Below are 16361 nucleotides of genomic sequence, written 5' to 3'. Positions count from 1 at the left end.
CACCCGCCCTGCGCACCACCCGCCCTGCGGACCACCCGCCCGTGGAAACGGCCCGCCCCCGTGGGACGGCCCGCCCCCGCTACGGGCTCACGAGGCCGCGGACGGGAAGCAGCTCGGGCCGCTTCGCCGTGCGGCCGTCGCCGGAGGAGCGCCCGCGCAGCCGCCGGCCGATCCAGGGCCCGGCGAAGCCGAGGGCCCACCGGACCTCCCCGGCGACGCCCCGCAGGCCGGCCGGGGCGACCGGCGGCGGGCCGGGCAGCGGGCGGGTCCAGGAGTCGTCGCTGCCGGGCAGCCCCAGGGCGTGCGCGACACCGGCGGCGATCATGGCGTGGCCGAGCGGCGCGGCGTGCAGCCGGTCCGCGCTCCACATCCGGGGATCGGTGCACGCCTCGTACCGGGCGAAGTCGGCGACGGCCACCCCGTGCTGCCCCGCGGCCTGCCGTATCCGCTCGTTGAGCGCGTCGACGCGCGGGGCCGCGCCCCGGGCGAGCGGCACGAGCTTCGCGATGTCGGGGAAGGTGACGGTGGCGACGCGGGCGCCCTGGGCGGTGAGCGCGGCGAACATGGCCTCCAGATGCCCGGCGACCTCGTCGGCGTCGAACCGGGGGCGCAGCACGTCGTTGACCCCGGCGACGACGGTGGCCAGGTCGGGGCGGAGCGCGAGGGCCGGCCCCAGCTGCCCCTCGCGCACGCCCGCCGCGAGACGGCCCCGTACGGCCAGGTTGGCGTACCGGACGTCGGGGTCGTACGCCGCCACCAGCTCCGCGAACCGGTCCGCGCACCCGCGCAGCCCGGTGCGGTCGTCACCGTCGCCGACGCCCTCGGTCTGGCTGTCGCCGAGGGCCACGTAGCGTGTCCCGCGGCCCTGGTCACTCTCGTCACTGGGCACGGGATGCCCGCCTCTCGTTCAGGATGGTCGTGGTGCGCACGTACCAGGCGCGGTTGGCCCGCTCGAACTCCAGGCCGCGCAGGCAGGTGAGGTAGGGGCCGATCCGTGCGCCGTGGCGCAGGAACTCCTCCTCGGTCCGCTCGCCGCGCATCTTGCGCAGCAGCGCCTCGAACAGCTCGGTCTTGGCCTCGGCGAAGGCGATCCGCTCCGCGAGCTGCGCGATCAGCGCCCGCGTGTCGACGTGGTCGGCGGCCTGGACCTTCACGAGCAGGTCGTCGCGGATGACGGAGGGCTTGGTGGTAGCGGCCGTGAAGCGCTCCAGCTCGGCCAGTCCGGCGTCGGTCACCCGGAACAGCCGCTTGTTGGGGCGGGTGTCCTGGACGACCTCCCGGCCCTCGGTGAGCCCTTCCCGCTCCAGCTTGGCCAGCTCCGTGTAGAGCTGCTGCGGCAGCGCGTGCCAGAAGTTGGCCACACCCGTGCCGAAGGCCTTCGCCAGCTGGTAGCCGCTCAGCTCCTCGTCGAGCAGCGCCGCCAGTACGGCGTGTCGCAGAGCCATCGGTCCACCTCCTCCGTGCGCGACGTCGTCTTCTCAGGAACGCCTGGCCATGATAGTCAAGAACTTGAATAATCACATCGATGACTGTCCAGTGACCTGACCCCGCACCGAGACCAGGAGCCGTCATGAGCACCGCAGACCGATTCCGTGCCGCCGTCGCCAGCCACGACCTCGCCGCCCTGGACGCCCTGTTCACCGAGGACGTCCGGCTCAACAGCCCGGTGAAGTCGAAGCCCTTCGAGGGCAAGGCCCCGGTGCTGGCTCTCTTCCGCGTCCTCCTGCGCACCTTCGAGGACTTCCGCTACGTCGGCCACTTCGAGGGCAGCGTCGAGGACGCCGCCGACGGCGCCGAGGGCCCCGCGACGGTCCTGCCGTTCCGGACCGTCGTGAACGGCCGCCAGGTGCACGGCATCGACATGCTGTACCTCGCCCCGGGGGACGCGACGGCCCCGGACGGACGGATCAAGGAGATCACCGTGATGATCCGCCCCCAGACGGCGGTCGTCACCGTCGGCGAGGCGGTCCTCGCCGGCCTGATCGCCGATGGCCTGGTGACCGGCTGACGTCGACCGCGCCTGGCGCGGGATCCGGGGACCGGGATCTGGGGACCGGGGACCGGGGACCGGGGCATCGGACAGTAGACTCGGTGCCCGTGGCGGATACCCAGTACGAAGACCTGTTGAAGCTCGTGCTCACCTCCGGGACGGCGAAGGCCGACCGGACGGGCACCGGCACCCGGAGTGTCTTCGGGCACCAACTGCGCTACGACCTCTCGCAGGGGTTTCCGCTGGTCACCACCAAGAAGGTGCACCTGCGGTCGATCGTGTACGAGCTCCTGTGGTTCCTGCGCGGCGACTCGAACGTCGGCTGGCTGCAGGAGCACGGGGTCTCCATCTGGGACGAGTGGGCCGACGCCGACGGCGATCTCGGGCCGGTCTACGGGGTGCAGTGGCGCTCCTGGCCCACCCCGGACGGCAGCCACATCGATCAGATCACCGAGATCCTCGACACCCTGCGCCGCGACCCGGACTCCCGCCGGATGATCGTCTCCGCCTGGAACGTCGCCGAACTGTCCAAGATGGCACTGGCGCCGTGCCACGCCTTCTTCCAGTTCTACGTGGCCGACGGCAGGCTCTCCTGCCAGCTGTACCAGCGCAGCGCGGACCTGTTCCTCGGGGTCCCGTTCAACATCGCCAGCTACGCCCTGCTCACGCACATGGTGGCGCAGCAGGCCGGCCTGGAGCCCGGCGACTTCATCTGGACCGGCGGCGACTGCCACATCTACGACAACCACGTCGAGCAGGTGACCGAGCAGATCTCCCGCACCCCGTTCGAGTTCCCCGCGCTGGAGCTGCGCCGGGCCGACTCGCTCTTCGACTACGCCTACTCCGACGTGAAGGTGCTCGACTACCAGCACCACGCGGCCATCAAGGCCCCGGTCGCGGTATGACCAACGGCATGGACGCCGGTATGAGCGTCGGCCTGATCTGGGCGCAGACCACCGACGGCGTGATCGGCGCGGACAACGGGATCCCGTGGCGGCTGCCCGAGGACATGGCGCACTTCAAGGCGACCACCCTCGGCCACCCGGTGGTGATGGGCCGCAGGACCTGGGACTCGCTGCCCCCGCGGTTCCGCCCGCTGTCCGGGCGGCGCAACATCGTGGTGACGCGCGATCCGCTGTGGGCGGCCGAGGGCGCGGAGCGCGCCGGGTCCATCGCCCGGGCGCTGGACCTCGCGGCCGCCCCGCCGGAGCCGGCCGCCCCCGCCGCGGAGTGCTGGGTGATCGGCGGCGGGGAGATCTACCGGGCCGCCCTGGCCTCGGCCACGGTGCTCTCGGTGACCGAGGTCGACGCGGCCGTGGCCGGCGACACCTACGCCCCCGTGCCGGACCCCGCGTGGAAGGTCGCCGAGGACGGCGGCTGGCAGTCCTCTACGACCGGGCTCCGCTACCGCATCCGCCGGTACACGCGCTGACGCCCGTCCCGGTCCGCTCCTGACGACCGGGACGGGCCTCAGTCGCCCGGCGGGCGCATGCGGAAGTCGTACGGGCCCGGCAGCGGCCGGTCCGTGAGCGTCGACCAGACCTCCGAGAGGATCTCCTCGCCCTCCCGGAGGTCGGCCAGTTCGAAGCCCTCCTCGAAGACCCGCCGGGCCGCGCCGACATGGCCCTCCGCCGCCAGCAGCCGGGCCGCCGCCAGCCGGAAGCGGCCCTCGTCGCGCAGGGCCGGGCGCAGCCGGTCCCACACCGAGCGGGCCTGCGGCACCAGGCCCGCCGCCAGCAGGGAGGCCAGTGCCTCCCGGCCCAGCGCCGACTCCGCGGCCAGCCAGCCCGCGCCGCCCCGGCTCTCCTGGGCCAGGTCCTCGAAGGCCTCGGCGTACCAGCCGGCCGCCCGCGCCGGGTCGCCGGCCAGGTCGTCGGCCACCGCCAGGCACCTCAGCAGCGGCCAACGCGACGGGGCCAGCGCCAGCCCGCGCTCCCAGCTGCGTACCGCCTGGGCGATGTCCCCGGCGTGCCACTGGGCGACCCCGAGGTGGTACTCGGTCAGCGGGTCGGCCCGGGCCGTCTCCAGCATGTCCCGCCAGTGCGGGGCGACCAGGCTGGGGCCGGGCGGCGCGACCCGGCGCGGCGCGGGGAACACCCCGGTGCGCCACAGCTCGAGCCACGGGGCCTGGGCCTCGCCGAGGGTGTCCTCGGTGAAGGGGGTGCCGGGCAGCTTGTGGCCGCCGCACAGCACCTCCAGCGCGCCCCAGCCGGAACCGGACGCCAGCCGCTCGCCCGGTTCGGTGTCGGCGCACGCGCGCCAGGCGGCGTGGGCGGCGTCCACGGCCGCCCCGGGCAGCGCGGACTCCAGCGCCTCCGCGGCCGAGGAGCGGGCCGCCGCCCAGTCGTCCCCGTGCACGGCAGCCGGGTCCGCGGCCAGCGCCCCGTAGGCCTCCAGCCAGCTGAACTCCGCCCCGCCCTCCAGCCGGACGTGCTCCAGCTGGGTCCGGGCCAGCCCGGCCTGGATCTCCGCGTAGCCGCCCGTGCCCGGCTCGGTCAGCCACTCCTGCCAGCGCCTGCCGCCCGCGCCCGCGCCCCAGACGAAGAGCTTGCGGCCGCGCAGCCGGGCCGTCGAGGTCTGCACGAGTCCGCGCCCGTCCGCGTCCAGGGAGGCGATCCAGGGCCGGGACCGGCCGTCGACCTCGTAGAAGAAGTCGGCCGGGTACTCGCTGCGCAGCGGGTACGTGCGGTCCGCGCCCTCCCACGCGGGTACGGGGATCCGCCGCAGGGACCGCTCGTACCCGAAGTGCCAGGCCTCGTCGGCCGGGGCCAGGACGCGGGTGCCCGGGTCCTCGGGTACGGCGGTGTTGGACCACCAGTACACGGGCGCGGGCCGCTCGTGCGGATTGCGCACGCGGACCCCGACGTAGAGGAACTCCGAGTCCTGGGGCAGCCACAGGTCCACCTGGAACGGCAGGTCGCGCAGCCGCTCCCACTCCCACAGCCGCACCATGACGCCTCCGTCGGGTGCCGGGACGAGGGCCGCGTGCAGCGGGGCGCAGGACAGGGTGGTGTGGCCGGTGGCGCCGAGGTTCCACTCGATGCCGCCGGAGAACCAGGCGCCGTTCAGCGCGAAGTTCGCGGGCTGGAACACCGGGTTGCGGTAGAGGAGTTCACGTCCGGTGGGGAGGTGGACGAGGGAATGGACCCGGCCACCGAGTCCGGGCAGGACGGTGACGCGCAGGTGCGCGTTCTCGATGACGATCGTCTCGATGTCCTGCTCGGTGCGCCGGCGCTGGTAGCCGTCCCGGATCCGGACGGGCTGCAGCGAGCGCAGCGGCTCGTACCCGATCTGGCGTGCCATGTCGCGCGGCAGGCCCTCGCGCGAGCGCTCGTCCAGCGCGTGCACGCCGTCGGGTGCGCGGAGGGCGGGCAGCGGGTTCTCGGGGCCCAACGGGGCTGTGGGAAGGGTCAGTACGGAGCGGCGGACGGTGGTGGCCATGAGGGAAATGGAACACGCCGCGGCCGCCGGTGCACAGGGATTCGGCGGATCACCACCGGTCAGGATTACGCAAAGCCTTTCGCCGCGCGGGACGGTGATCGACAATCGGGGTCATGAGCGAGCGCAGCAGACGAGCCGGGTTCTTCGGCGGAGCCGAGGCCGAGAGCCGGTTCGTGGAACTCCCCACGACCGGGGGCGAGCGGCGGATGCTCACCGGGATGCTGGCGGCACAGCGCGCGACGCTGGAGCTCAAGTGTGCGGGTCTCGGGGAGGAGTTGGTCCTCCGGTCGGTGCCTCCGTCCACGCTGTCGCTGCTCGGGCTGGTGCGCCACCTCGCGGACGTGGAGCGCCGCTGGTTCCGGCAGGTGCTGGCCGGGCAGGAGGCGCCGGCCCTGTTCTCCTCGGCGGACGATCCCGACGGGGACTTCGGCGGGGCGGTGGCCGAGCCCGCGGTGGTGGGGCGGTCGTGGGAGGCATGGCGGGCGGAGGTGGCGTTCGCCGAGCGGTTCGCGGCGCACGCTCCCGACCTGGACGTGTCCGGGAAGGACGGGTGGCTGGGCGAGGTCTCGCTGCGCTGGGTGCTGATCCACATGATCGAGGAGTACGCACGCCACAACGGGCACGCGGACCTGTTGCGCGAGCGCATCGACGGCGCGATCGGGGTCTGACCGCGGGGGGCGCCCGTCGGGACGGCCGGGCGCCCTGCCGGGACTACGCGAACGCTCCGGCCACCAGGTCCGCGAGGAGTGCTCCCGCGCGGCCGTCCGGGTCCAGGTCCGGGTCGTAGATCGTGACGTTGAGTCCCACGCAGCGCGGGGAGCTGATCAACACCCCGAGGAGTTCGGCGAGTTCGTCGGGGACCAGTCCGCCGGCGTCCGGGCTGTCGACGGCCGGCATCACGGCCGGGTCCAGCACGTCGGCGTCCAGGTGGACCCAGAACCCGGCGGTGGCCGGGGGCTGGAGCCCCGTCAGGGCGGTACGGGCCACAGGACCCGCGCCGCGGTTGCGGATCGCCCCGACCGTGGCGGCGAAGATCCCGGCCGTGCGCAGTTCGGGGAGGTCCGGATCCCCGTCGCGCAGCCCGAAAAGCCGTACGTCCTCGTCGAGGACGTACGGCGCGAGTCCCTCCAGGTTCGCCAGGTCCGCCTGACCGCGCCCGGTGGCGAGCGCCAGCTCCTCGCCGCCGGCCGCGCCGACGGGCCCGTTGACGGCCTCGTTGCCGGGATGGCGGAAGTCCGCGGAGCCGTCGATCGCGGCGATCCCGTACCGCCCGAGGCGGCGCATGGCGAGCGAGGCGCCCAGTTGGATGGAACAGTCGCCGCCGAGCACGACGGGGAACTCCCCGGCCCGCAGGTGGTTCTCGATGCGGTCGGCGAGGGCCACGGTGTACGCGGCGAGCGGCCCGGCGTGGAACACTCCGTCACCCTCCTTCCAGTCGCCGCGGTCGTAACGCGGTGGGACGACGACCCCGCCCTCCCGTGCGCCGAGCCGGGCCAGCAGGCCCTGTTCTCGCAGGGCTCCGGCGAGTTTGTAGACGCCGGGTACGGTCCCCGGGGCGGGCGGCCTGAGGCCGAGGTTGGACGGCGCGTCGAGGAGCACGAGGGTTCGCATGCACTCATCCTGTGCGATGCGGGGCCCCGGGACGATGCATTTCGGCTGTGATCGCCCAGCGTTCGTGGTCCCGCCAGGCACCGTCGACGTGGAGGAAGTCCGGCGACAGCCCCTCCAGGCGGAAGCCGAGCCCTCGCACGAGCGCGATCGAAGCGGTGTTGCCCGGCTGGACGTTGGCCTCCAGCCGGTGCAGACCAAGACCGTCCTGCGCGAAGGCGTGGCCGACGAGCAGGCCGAGCGCCTCCCGCATCAGCCCCTTCCCGGCCGCGTGCGCGAAGGCCCCGTAGCCGAGCGCGCCGCACCGGAACGCGCCCCGCACGATGTTGTTGACGTTGACGAACCCGGCGAGGGCCCCGCCCGCGCCGCGCTCGCAGACCAGGAACCCGGCCCGCGCCGGGCCGTCGCCGGAGTTCTCGGCGAACCGGGCCGCGTAGGGCCCGTACTCCTCGACCGTGGCGGGCGGGGACAACCACGGCCGGTGCAGTTCCCGGCTCTCGCGCACCCGGGCGGTGAACTCGGGTCCGTCGGCGGGCCGGAGGGAGCGCAGCGCGACCCGTTCGCCCTCCACGAGGTAGGTGACATATGGCATCGCTCCAGGCTAGGACCTGTGGCACCATCCCGGTGTGATCATCACCCCGAACACCGAAGAGCTCCTCCACGCGGCCGCGTACAACAACGCCGCGTGGTGCGCCGCGGTCAGCCGCGACGGCGCGTTCACCCCCGAGGCCTGGAGCAGCCCGCGCCCGACCCCGCTCTACTATCCCGACGCCGTGACCCTCACCCGGGACACCGACACGGCCGCCCTGCTCGCCGGCATCGACACCGGCTCTCCGCACGCCTCCGTCAAGGACAGCTTCGCCGCGCTCGACCTGGCTCCGGCCGGCTTCGAAGTCCTCTTCGGCGCCGAGTGGATCCACCGCCCGGCGGGCGCCCCCGGCGCCGCCCCGGCCCTGGAGTGGAACCGGGTCACCGCCGCCGGGCTGGAGGCGTGGGAGACCGCGTGGGACGGCGGGGAGAGCACCGGCCTGTTCCACCCGGGGCTGCTCTCCGGCGACGCCGGGGAGATCGCCTTCTTCGCGGGCCGGGACGCCGGAGGGCGGATCCTCGCCGGGGCCGCCGCCAACCGCACCGGGGAGGTCGTCGGGGTCTCCAACGTGTTCAGCGCCGAGGGAACCCCGGACGACGAGGCCTGGACGGGCGCGCTGACCGGCATCGCCGGGATCTGGCCCGGCCTGGCCGTCGTCGGCTACGAGTCCGGGGACGACCTCGACACGGCGCTGCGCCACGGCTTCACCGCCATCGGCCCGCTCCGCGTCTGGGTCCACACGGGCTGACCGGGCAGGACTCCGGGGCCCGCCCGATCAGCCCGGCCCGGCCAGCCGGTCAGCCCCGCCCGCCCGGTCAGCCGGTCAGACCGTGCGGACCGTGCCGGACCCGGTCACCGCTCGCTCAGGGCCAGCCGGGGGATGTCGGTGCGGTCGAAGCGGAACACCTGCGCGTACAGGGACAGTTCCGCCTCCAGCGCCCGGACCATCGTGTCCGCCCGCCGGAATCCGTGCCCCTCGCCCTCGAAGGTGACGTACGCGTGCCGTACCGACCGCCCGCGCATCGCGGCCACCAGCCGCTCCGCCTGGGCGGGCGGGCAGACCGGGTCGTCCAGGCCCTGGAGCAGGAGGAACGGCGCGGTGATCCGCTCGGCCCGGGCCACCGGGGAGCGCTCGCGGCTGATCAGCGCCAGCGTCTGCGGCGGGCCGGCCAGTCCCTCGACGTAGCGGGACTCCAGGTCGTGGGTCTCCGCGGCGAAACCCGCCAGGTCCAGTACGGGGTAGATGATCGCCGCGCACGCGTACAGCCCGGTGGCGGCCAGCGAGGCCGCCGCCGTCCAGCCGCCCGCGCTGCCGCCCCGGATCGCGAGCCGGTCCGGATCGGCGGTGCCCTCGGCGGCCAGGGCGCGCGCCACCGACGCGCAGTCCTCGACGTCGACCACGCCCCACTGTTCTCGCAGCCGCTCCCGGTAGGCGCGTCCGTACCCCGTGGAGCCGCCGTAGTTGACCTCGACGACGCCGATGCCGCGCGAGGTGAAGTAGGCGATGTGCAGGTCGAGTACGGGCGGCACGTGGTCGGTGGGGCCGCCGTGCGCCCACACCACGTACGGAGGCAGCTCCACCGCCCGGGCCCGCAGCGTCGGGTGGTGCGGCGGGTAGACGTGGGCGTGGATCTCCCGGCCGCCCCGGCCGGAGAAGGTCCTGCTCAGCGGCTCCGGGTAGTAGGCCGGGTCCACCCGGTCCGCCCCCGAGGGGCCGCGCCCGCCCGCCGCCCGGGCGTGCCCGGTGACGGTGTCCAGCTCCACGACCTCGTACGGGCTGCGCGGGCTGGCCGCGACCCCGTAGACCAGGTCGCCGCAGACGGCGAGCGTGGGCTGCCAGGCCGTCCACGGTCCGGCCGCGTCGACCAGGTCGCCGCTCTCCGGGTCGAGCACGCCGAGCACCGGGGACCCCTGGCCGTGCAGGACGGCGATCAGCCCTCCGGGCAGGGCCGCGATCCAGCGCAGTCCCGACTTCCAGAGCGCTCCGCCGAACTCCTCTTCCCGGGGGCACAGGTTGACGGCCTCACCGGTCTCCGGGTCCACCCGGTACGGGTTCCACCAGCCACCCCGGTCGCTCACCGCGAGGAGGGCCCCGTCCCTGCTCCACTCGACCTGCGCGACGGCCTCCTCGGGTCCGCCGAGCACGGTACGGGGCTGCGCGAGCCGACCGTCCGGGGTGACCTCGGCGAGCCTGAGCTCGGTGCCGTCCCACGGCATCCGGGGGTGGTCCCACACCAGCCAGGCCGCCTGCCGCCCGTCCGGGGAGATCCGGGGCCCGGTGGTGAACCGGTACCCGTCGTCGGTCAACTCCCTCACCCGGGAGCGGTCTTCGGCGGCCGACCCGTCCAGCGGCACGGCGGCCAGGACGCGGCGCACCTCGGTCGGCCCGGCGCCGGTGAACTCCTCGAGCACACACCAGACTTCAGCGCCCCGCAGCACCGGGTCGACCCAGCGCAGCCCGCCGCCCACCATCGAGACGGGCGTCAGCGCGCGCGGGGCCGGAGCGCCGGGCGCGTCGGGCTCGTACGCGTACAGCCGCTGGTCGGCGAAGTGGACGAACACCACCAGCGGTCCGCCCGAGGGCCGTTCGGTACCCGCCCAGGGCAGGCCGCCGTACTCGGTGACCCGGCTGCGCACGTTCCACGGCGCGGGCAGCACCGGCAGCGCGGGCCCGCCGTCCGCGGGCCGGCGGACCAGGGCCCGGCGGCCGCCTTCTGTCGGCCGGGGTTCGGTCCACCACACCTCGGTGCCGACCGCGCCGACGTACTCGGGCCGCCCGTCGAGGGAGGCCGCCAGCGCGGCGTCGATGGGCGAGGGCCAGCTGCCGTAGGGGGCCGTGCCGATCTCCATCACAGGGCGCGCAGTGCTCGGTCGAGGACGCGGACCCCGAAGTGCAGGGCGTCGACGGGCACCCGCTCGTCCACGCCGTGGAAGAGGGCCCAGTAGTCGAAGCCGGGCGGCAGCTTGAGCGGGGAGAAGCCGTAGCCGGTGATGCCGAGGCGGGAGAACTGCTTGGCGTCGGTGCCGCCCGCCATGCAGAAGGGGACCACGTGCCCCTCGGGGTCGAAGGTTTCCACCGAATCGCGCAGGATCCCGAACGTCCGCCCGTCCACGGGGGCTTCGAGGGCCACCTCCCGGTGGTGGAACTCCCAGTGCACGTCGGGTCCGGTGAGTTCGTCGAGGGTGGCGGCGAACGCCTCCTCGCCGCCGGGCACCATCCGGCCGTCCACGTAGGCGGTGGCGGTGCCGGGGATGACGTTGACCTTGTAACCAGCGCTGAACATGGTCGGGTTGGCACTGTTGCGCACGGTCGCCCCGACGAGGGCGCCGGCCGGTCCGAGCTTGTTGAGGAGCGGGTCGAGTGCGAATCCGGGGGCCCGCGGGTCGACCGACATCCCCTGGAGGGCGGCGAGTTCGGTGATGCAGGCGGTGACGGTGTCCGTGAGGCGGACCGGCCATTCGTACTCGCCGATGCGGGCCACCGCGGCGGCGAGCCGGCTGACCGCGTTGGCCCGGTTGGGCTTGGAGCCGTGCCCGGCGGTGCCGGTCGCGGTGAGCTTCAGCCACGCGGTACCGCGTTCACCGGCGGCGATCGGGTAGAGGACCTGGCCGGGGGCGGCGTGCACGGTGAAGGCACCGGACTCGCTGATGCCCTCGGTACAGCCCTCGAAGAGCTCCGGGTGGTGGTCGGCGAGGAAGCCCGAGCCGTCGATCGCGCTGTCCTCCTCGTCGGCGGTGTAGGCGATCACGATGTCCCGGCGGGGCCTGACCCCGGCCCGCGCCCAGGCCCGTACGACGGCCAGCACCATCGCGTCCGTGTTCTTCATGTCGACGGCGCCGCGCCCCCAGACCACCCCGTCCCGGACCTCGCCCGAGAAGGGATCCACGCTCCAGTCGGCGGCCTCGGCCGGCACCACGTCGAGGTGACCGTGGACGAGGAGGGCGGGGGCGGTGGGGTCGGTCCCCGCGATCCGGGCCACCACGTTGGTGCGGCCCGGGGTGCGCTCCAGCAGCGTGGGCTCCAGCCCGATGTCCGCCAGCCGCTCGGCGACGTACTCGGCGGCGGGGCGCTCCCGGCAGTCGCCGCCACCGCGGTTGGTGGTGTCGATGCGGATCAGACCGGAAGTGAACTCGACGGCCTCGTCGAGCGCCACCTGATCGACGGGGGTGCTCCCGCCCGGGTCGGACATGTCAGCCATACTGCTCCTCCACAGCCGCCGAGGCGATCGTCGTGACCGCCTTGAAGGTCCGGATCCCCTCGTACATCGTCCCGCTGGTGTACCCGACCTTACGCTCGCCGGCCCGGCCGACTCCGGGCACCACGGTGGCGGCCATCGCCAGGTGCTCGGCGTCGAACTCGACCTCCACCGCGAACGGCCCCCCTCGTACCGGCTCGTGGCGGACGGCCAGCGCGGCGGCCTGCTTGGCGGCGGCCCGAATGTCGGCGGCCGTGCGGGCGGGGGTGCGACAGACGGCGGCGTAGCGCGAAACGTGGTCCTTGACGGCGACGGTCACCGCGTCCGGGGCGTAACCGGCGGCGTCGGCGCAGGTCAGGTCGTCTCCGGTGACGAGGACGACGGGGACCCCGTACTCGGCGACCACGTGCGCGTTGAGCAGACCCTCGCTGGCGCGGACCCCGTTGACCCAGACCCCGGTGATGGAGTTGGCGAGGTAGGTGTGGGCGAGCACGCCCTCGCTCCCGGCGCCCGTGTGGTAGCCGAGGAAGGCGATGCCGTCGACGTCACCGTGCTGAACGCCCTCGACCATGGAGAGGGACTTGTGGCGGCCGGTGAGCATCTCGACGCGCGGGTCGAGCCGCTCCAGCAGCAGGTTGCGCATGGTCCAGTGGGCCTCGTTGACGAGGACCTGGTCGGCGCCGGCGTCGAAGAAGCCCAGGACGGCGGCGTTCACGTCGGAGGTGAACATGGTCCGGCAGCGTTCCCACTGCGGCGTCCCCGGCAGCACGTCGGCGGGCCAGGTGACGCCGGTGGCGCCTTCCATGTCGGCGGAGATGAGGATCTTCATCGGGCCCCCGGGCGGTCGGTAGCGCTCAGGGACCCACCCTAACCTTCCGGCCCCCGCCGGACCCCGGGGCCACGCCCGGCCGCTCCGCACCCTCGCGCGGTGGGCCGGGTGGGGATCCGGGCGGTTCGTTTCACCCGATCCGGTGAGGCCCGGCCCCAGGCCTCACCGGCAACGGCCTTGCTCAGCCCTTGACTTCGGCGGCCAGGTTGGCGAGGAGGGTGTCGTAGATCCGGGCCAGGCCCTTGGGCGCGAAGGTGCGCTCGAAGAAGCCGCCGACGCCGCCCGCACCGTTCCACACGGTGGTCACGACGGCCTTGGACTGGCCCTCGCCGGCCGGGGTGACCGTCCAGGTGGTGACCATGGAGGAGTTGCGGTCCTTCTCCACGAGCTGGCCGTCGGTGGGCTCGCTGACCTCCAGCAGGCAGTCGCGGACGCGCTTGCTGGTGGCCTGGAGCTTCCAGTGGACGAGGGTGCCCTCGCCGTCGCCGCCCTCGCGCACCTCGTACTCGCTGAAGTGCTCAGGCAGCAGCTTGCCGCGGGTCCCGGTGTAGTCGGCCAGCGCGTCGAACACGGTCTCCGCGTCCGCCCCGATGATGCGTTCCGTGGTGGCCTCGACCTGCGCCATGGCTACTCCTCCAGCAGTGGTGATCGCTCGTCGCGCCAAGCCAACCACCTCCGGCCCGGGCGCCCAAATCCGGGTCGGGCGCGGCCGCGGAGGTGGACGGGGAGGGTGTCCACGGGCAGCGCCCGCGGGGGCCACCACCGGCGCACGGGCCGGGCGCGGCCGGCCACGGGGCCTCGCGCACGATCATGGGAACGTTTGTTCTATTCTCGGCCCAGAGCTACCGAGGGAGGCGCTCATGCGCTGGAACAACCTGACCGAGGGCCCCACGGGTCCGGCCGCGCTCTTCGGAGCGGACTCCGTCGTCACCCGTACCTTCGACACCCCCGAGTTCCGGGGGATCACCTTCCACGAGATCCGCGCCCGGTCGATCCTCAACCGGGTCCCCGGGGCCTCCCGGATGCCCTTCGAATGGACCGTGAACCCGTACCGGGGCTGCAGCCACGCCTGCGTCTACTGTTTCGCCCGCAAGACCCACGGCTACCTCGACCTCGACACCGGCATCGGCTTCGACTCCCAGATCGTCGTCAAGACCAACGCCCCCGAACTGCTGCGCCGCGAGCTCGGCTCGCACCGGTGGAGCGGCGCGCACATCGCGATGGGCACCAACGTCGACTGCTACCAGCGCGCCGAGGGCCGCTACCGGCTCATGCCCGGGATCATCGAGGCGCTGCGGGAGCGCGCCAATCCCTTCTCCATCCTCACCAAGGGCACCCTGATCCTGCGCGACCTGCCCCTCATCCAGCAGGCCGCCGCCGTCGCCGACGTCGGGATCTCCGTCTCCGTCGGCTTCACCGACACCGCCCTGTGGCGCACGGTGGAACCCGGCACCCCCTCCCCCGCGGCCCGACTGCAGGCCGTCCGCACGCTCACCGACGCGGGCATCGAGTGCGGGGTGCTGATGGCCCCGGTCATCCCCTTCCTCGGGGACTCCCCGGAGCAGCTGCGGGCCACCGTCCGGGCGGTCGCCGAGTCCGGCGCGACCTCCGTGACACCCCTGGTACTCCATCTGCGGCCCGGGGCGCGCGAGTGGTTCACGGCCTGGCTGGGCCAGCACCATCCACACCTGGTCCCGCGGTACGAGCGGATGTACGCGGGCGGCTCGTACGCACCCACCTGGCACCAGCGGATGATCACCCGCCAAGTCCACGAGCTCGCCGCCGAATTCGGCATCGGACCCGGTGGGCGCGGACCGGACCGGCGGATCCCCGTACCGGAGCGGCCGGCGGATCCCGCGCCCGCCGGGCCCACCCAGCTGAGCCTGCTCTGAGCACCGGCCCCTTGAGCATTCGTACGACCGTATGACTGACTGAAGGGTCATCACATCGGGCCAATAGGGGGCTCAATCCCCCCTTTCGGGCGCAGGTTCCGGGACGATTCCGCCCAGAACCCTCGGCTGGGAGGCCCCGTGTTGCACCCGATGAAGAAGCCCGGTCCCGCTCTGAAGCGTGCCGGCGTCCTGGTGGCGGTCTCCGCCGTCGCCGCCGCCCTCGCGAGCCCGGTCACGGCCGCGGCCCCGGCCGCACCGGCCCCCGCACCCGGATCCCTGAGCTGGTCCAACTGCGCGACCTCCCGGTATCCGACGCTCCAGTGCGCCTCCCTGAAGGTGCCCCTCGACCACGACAACCCGGCCGGCCGGGAGATCTCCCTCGCCCTGACCCGGGTCCCCCACACCGCCGCGCGCTCCCAGGGACCCCTGCTGGTCAACCCCGGCGGGCCCGGCGGCAGCGGCCTCTCCCTGGCCGGGTACATCGCCGCGGCGCTGCCCAAGGACGTCGCCGCCCAGTACGACGTGATCGGCTTCGATCCGCGCGGCGTGGGCAAGAGCGAGCCCGTACTGGACTGCGGCGCGGGGCACTTCACCCCCGTACGGCCCGACTCCGTACCCCTGGACGAGGAGACCGAGCGGGCCAACCTGGAGCGGGTGAAGTCCTTCGCCGAGTCCTGCGGGACCAAGCACGCGGACGTCCTCCCGTACATCGGCACGGTCTCGGCGGCCCGCGACCTCGAGGTGCTGCGCACCGCCCTGGGCGCCGACAGGCTCAGCTACTTCGGCTACTCCTACGGGACCTACCTGGGCGCGGTGTACGCCAAGCTCCACCCCGACCGGGTGCACCGCCTGGTCCTCGACTCGGTCGTTGACCCGGGCGGGGTCTGGTACGAGGACAACCTGGCGCAGGACCAGGCCTTCGACGCCCGCCACAAGTCCTTCATGGCCTGGGTGGCCAAGTACGACTCCACCTACCACCTGGGCACCGATCCGGCCGAGGTCGAGGCCCGCTGGTACGCGATGCGCACCGCGCTGCGCACGGCCCCGGCGGGCGCCAAGGTGGGCCCGGCCGAGCTGGAGGACACCTTCATGCCGGGCGGCTACTACAACGGCTACTGGCCCCACCTGGCGGCGGCCTTCTCCGCGTACGCCGTGCAGTCGGACCCCAAGCCGCTGGTCGCCGCGTACGAGAAGTTCGGCGCGGTGGAGCCCTCGGCGGGCAACAGCTACAGCGTGTACACGGCGGTGCAGTGCCGGGACTCGGCCTGGCCGAAGGACTGGAACCAGTGGCGGGCCGACATGTGGCGCACGCACGCCAAGGCACCCTTCATGACGTGGAACAACGCCTGGTACAACGCCCCGTGCGCGTTCTGGCCGACCGAGCCGCTGCAGGCTCCCGACGTCACCAACACAGCCCTCCCGCAGGCGCTCCTGTTCCAGGCCACGGAGGACGCGGCGACCCCGTACGAGGGCGCGGTGAGCATGCGGCGCAAGCTGGCGGGTTCGGCGCTGGTGGTCGAGGAGGGCGGCGGCAACCACGGCATCGCGCTCAGCGGCAACAAGTGTCTGGACGAGAAGCTGTCGGCGTACCTGCTGACGGGCAAGGCCACGGACGCCGTCTGCCCCGCCCAGCCGGCCCCGACGCCCGTCCCCGCGACCCGCGCGGTGCCGCCGTCGGCGGGCGGCTCGGCGCTGCACGGCCTGCTCGGCTTCCGGGGCTAGTCCGGGCGGGCGCCGGCTCCCGGAAGGGCAAGCCCCCGGGGCGGCCCTCCGGGGGCGGCCCCGGGGGCGGCCCTTCCCGATCTTGGCCATCGCG

At 73.8% G+C, this 16361-nt stretch carries 16 protein-coding genes; 7 read left to right on the top strand and 9 right to left on the bottom strand.

The annotated features are described in order from the left end of the window. Nucleotides 1-79: 79 nt before the first annotated feature. Both OG389_RS30450 and OG389_RS30445 read right to left on the bottom strand, forming a co-directional pair. Complete coding sequence (locus OG389_RS30450) at nt 80-889, bottom strand: SGNH/GDSL hydrolase family protein (protein ID WP_328301662.1); 810 nt, start codon at nt 887-889, stop codon at nt 80-82. Then, the gene (locus tag OG389_RS30445) at nt 879-1445 is read right to left on the bottom strand and encodes a PadR family transcriptional regulator (protein WP_328301661.1); all 567 of its coding nucleotides are present in this window, start codon (nt 1443-1445) and stop codon (nt 879-881) included. Before OG389_RS30445 ends, OG389_RS30450 begins: the two co-directional genes overlap by 11 nt. A 125-nt stretch (nt 1446-1570) precedes the next feature. Between OG389_RS30445 and OG389_RS30440 the strand changes: the two genes are divergently transcribed. The 3 genes from OG389_RS30440 to OG389_RS30430 all read left to right on the top strand — a co-directional run bounded on the left by OG389_RS30440 (nt 1571) and on the right by OG389_RS30430 (nt 3422). Continuing rightward, nucleotides 1571-2008: a nuclear transport factor 2 family protein gene (locus tag OG389_RS30440; RefSeq protein ID WP_328301660.1), complete on the top strand. Its 438-nt coding sequence runs from the start codon at nt 1571-1573 to the stop codon at nt 2006-2008. A gap of 89 nt (nt 2009-2097) precedes the next feature. Continuing rightward, nucleotides 2098-2895: a thymidylate synthase gene (locus OG389_RS30435; RefSeq protein WP_328301659.1), complete on the top strand. Its 798-nt coding sequence runs from the start codon at nt 2098-2100 to the stop codon at nt 2893-2895. 20 nt (nt 2896-2915) lie between these two features. Next, a complete protein-coding gene (locus OG389_RS30430) occupies nt 2916-3422 on the top strand; it encodes a dihydrofolate reductase (protein WP_328304213.1) in 507 nt (168 codons plus the stop codon). A gap of 38 nt (nt 3423-3460) precedes the next feature. Here OG389_RS30430 and OG389_RS30425 read toward each other — a convergent pair whose 3' ends face one another. Further along, entirely contained in the window at nt 3461-5431 is a 1971-nt protein-coding gene (locus OG389_RS30425; RefSeq protein WP_328301658.1) for a DUF5107 domain-containing protein, read from the bottom strand. 113 nt (nt 5432-5544) lie between these two features. On the opposite strand from OG389_RS30425, the gene OG389_RS30420 reads away from it, so the two are divergent. Next, entirely contained in the window at nt 5545-6099 is a 555-nt protein-coding gene (locus OG389_RS30420) for a DinB family protein (protein ID WP_443059365.1), read from the top strand. 43 nt (nt 6100-6142) lie between these two features. Here OG389_RS30420 and OG389_RS30415 read toward each other — a convergent pair whose 3' ends face one another. Then, a complete protein-coding gene (locus OG389_RS30415) occupies nt 6143-7042 on the bottom strand; it encodes an arginase family protein (RefSeq protein ID WP_328301657.1) in 900 nt (299 codons plus the stop codon). Between the two features lie 4 nt (nt 7043-7046). Then, complete coding sequence (locus OG389_RS30410) at nt 7047-7631, bottom strand: GNAT family N-acetyltransferase (protein WP_328301656.1); 585 nt, start codon at nt 7629-7631, stop codon at nt 7047-7049. Nucleotides 7632-7665: 34 nt separating this feature from the next. Between OG389_RS30410 and OG389_RS30405 the strand changes: the two genes are divergently transcribed. Then, the gene (locus tag OG389_RS30405; protein ID WP_328301655.1) at nt 7666-8376 is read left to right on the top strand and encodes a hypothetical protein; all 711 of its coding nucleotides are present in this window, start codon (nt 7666-7668) and stop codon (nt 8374-8376) included. Between the two features lie 104 nt (nt 8377-8480). Here the strand turns inward: OG389_RS30405 and OG389_RS30400 are convergent, their stop codons facing one another. From OG389_RS30400 to OG389_RS30385, 4 genes are all read right to left on the bottom strand, one after another. Continuing rightward, the gene (locus tag OG389_RS30400) at nt 8481-10478 is read right to left on the bottom strand and encodes a S9 family peptidase (RefSeq protein WP_328301654.1); all 1998 of its coding nucleotides are present in this window, start codon (nt 10476-10478) and stop codon (nt 8481-8483) included. Further along, nucleotides 10478-11818 (bottom strand): M20/M25/M40 family metallo-hydrolase, encoded by a 1341-nt coding sequence (locus OG389_RS30395; protein ID WP_443059475.1) that lies wholly within the window; start codon nt 11816-11818, stop codon nt 10478-10480. Before OG389_RS30395 ends, OG389_RS30400 begins: the two co-directional genes overlap by 1 nt. A 1-nt stretch (nt 11819) precedes the next feature. Then, nucleotides 11820-12653 carry a M55 family metallopeptidase gene (locus tag OG389_RS30390; protein WP_328301652.1) on the bottom strand — a complete coding sequence of 278 codons (834 nt, stop codon included), beginning with the start codon at nt 12651-12653 and terminating at the stop codon, nt 11820-11822. Between the two features lie 181 nt (nt 12654-12834). After that, nucleotides 12835-13278: an SRPBCC family protein gene (locus OG389_RS30385; protein WP_328301651.1), complete on the bottom strand. Its 444-nt coding sequence runs from the start codon at nt 13276-13278 to the stop codon at nt 12835-12837. A gap of 235 nt (nt 13279-13513) precedes the next feature. Between OG389_RS30385 and OG389_RS30380 the strand changes: the two genes are divergently transcribed. Then, complete coding sequence (locus tag OG389_RS30380) at nt 13514-14545, top strand: Rv2578c family radical SAM protein (protein ID WP_328301650.1); 1032 nt, start codon at nt 13514-13516, stop codon at nt 14543-14545. 150 nt (nt 14546-14695) lie between these two features. Continuing rightward, the gene (locus OG389_RS30375) at nt 14696-16267 is read left to right on the top strand and encodes an alpha/beta hydrolase (protein WP_328304209.1); all 1572 of its coding nucleotides are present in this window, start codon (nt 14696-14698) and stop codon (nt 16265-16267) included. Nucleotides 16268-16361 lie beyond the last annotated feature (94 nt).

This window comes from Streptomyces sp. NBC_00435 (assembly GCF_036014235.1).
GTDB lineage: Bacteria > Actinomycetota > Actinomycetes > Streptomycetales > Streptomycetaceae > Streptomyces.
This window is presented reverse-complemented; position numbering and strand designations above follow the sequence as displayed.

Coding starts and splice junctions, on each gene's coding strand:
- OG389_RS30375 (WP_328304209.1), top strand. CDS start 14,696: ATGAAGAAGCCCGGTCCCGCTCTGAAGCGTGCCGGCGTCCTGGTGGCG.
- OG389_RS30425 (WP_328301658.1), bottom strand. CDS start 5,431: ATGGCCACCACCGTCCGCCGCTCCGTACTGACCCTTCCCACAGCCCCG.
- OG389_RS30380 (WP_328301650.1), top strand. CDS start 13,514: ATGCGCTGGAACAACCTGACCGAGGGCCCCACGGGTCCGGCCGCGCTC.
- OG389_RS30390 (WP_328301652.1), bottom strand. CDS start 12,653: ATGAAGATCCTCATCTCCGCCGACATGGAAGGCGCCACCGGCGTCACC.
- OG389_RS30440 (WP_328301660.1), top strand. CDS start 1,571: ATGAGCACCGCAGACCGATTCCGTGCCGCCGTCGCCAGCCACGACCTC.
- OG389_RS30445 (WP_328301661.1), bottom strand. CDS start 1,445: ATGGCTCTGCGACACGCCGTACTGGCGGCGCTGCTCGACGAGGAGCTG.
- OG389_RS30415 (WP_328301657.1), bottom strand. CDS start 7,042: ATGCGAACCCTCGTGCTCCTCGACGCGCCGTCCAACCTCGGCCTCAGG.
- OG389_RS30400 (WP_328301654.1), bottom strand. CDS start 10,478: ATGGAGATCGGCACGGCCCCCTACGGCAGCTGGCCCTCGCCCATCGAC.
- OG389_RS30385 (WP_328301651.1), bottom strand. CDS start 13,278: ATGGCGCAGGTCGAGGCCACCACGGAACGCATCATCGGGGCGGACGCG.
- OG389_RS30430 (WP_328304213.1), top strand. CDS start 2,916: ATGAGCGTCGGCCTGATCTGGGCGCAGACCACCGACGGCGTGATCGGC.
- OG389_RS30395 (WP_443059475.1), bottom strand. CDS start 11,818: ATGTCCGACCCGGGCGGGAGCACCCCCGTCGATCAGGTGGCGCTCGAC.
- OG389_RS30410 (WP_328301656.1), bottom strand. CDS start 7,631: ATGCCATATGTCACCTACCTCGTGGAGGGCGAACGGGTCGCGCTGCGC.
- OG389_RS30420 (WP_443059365.1), top strand. CDS start 5,545: ATGAGCGAGCGCAGCAGACGAGCCGGGTTCTTCGGCGGAGCCGAGGCC.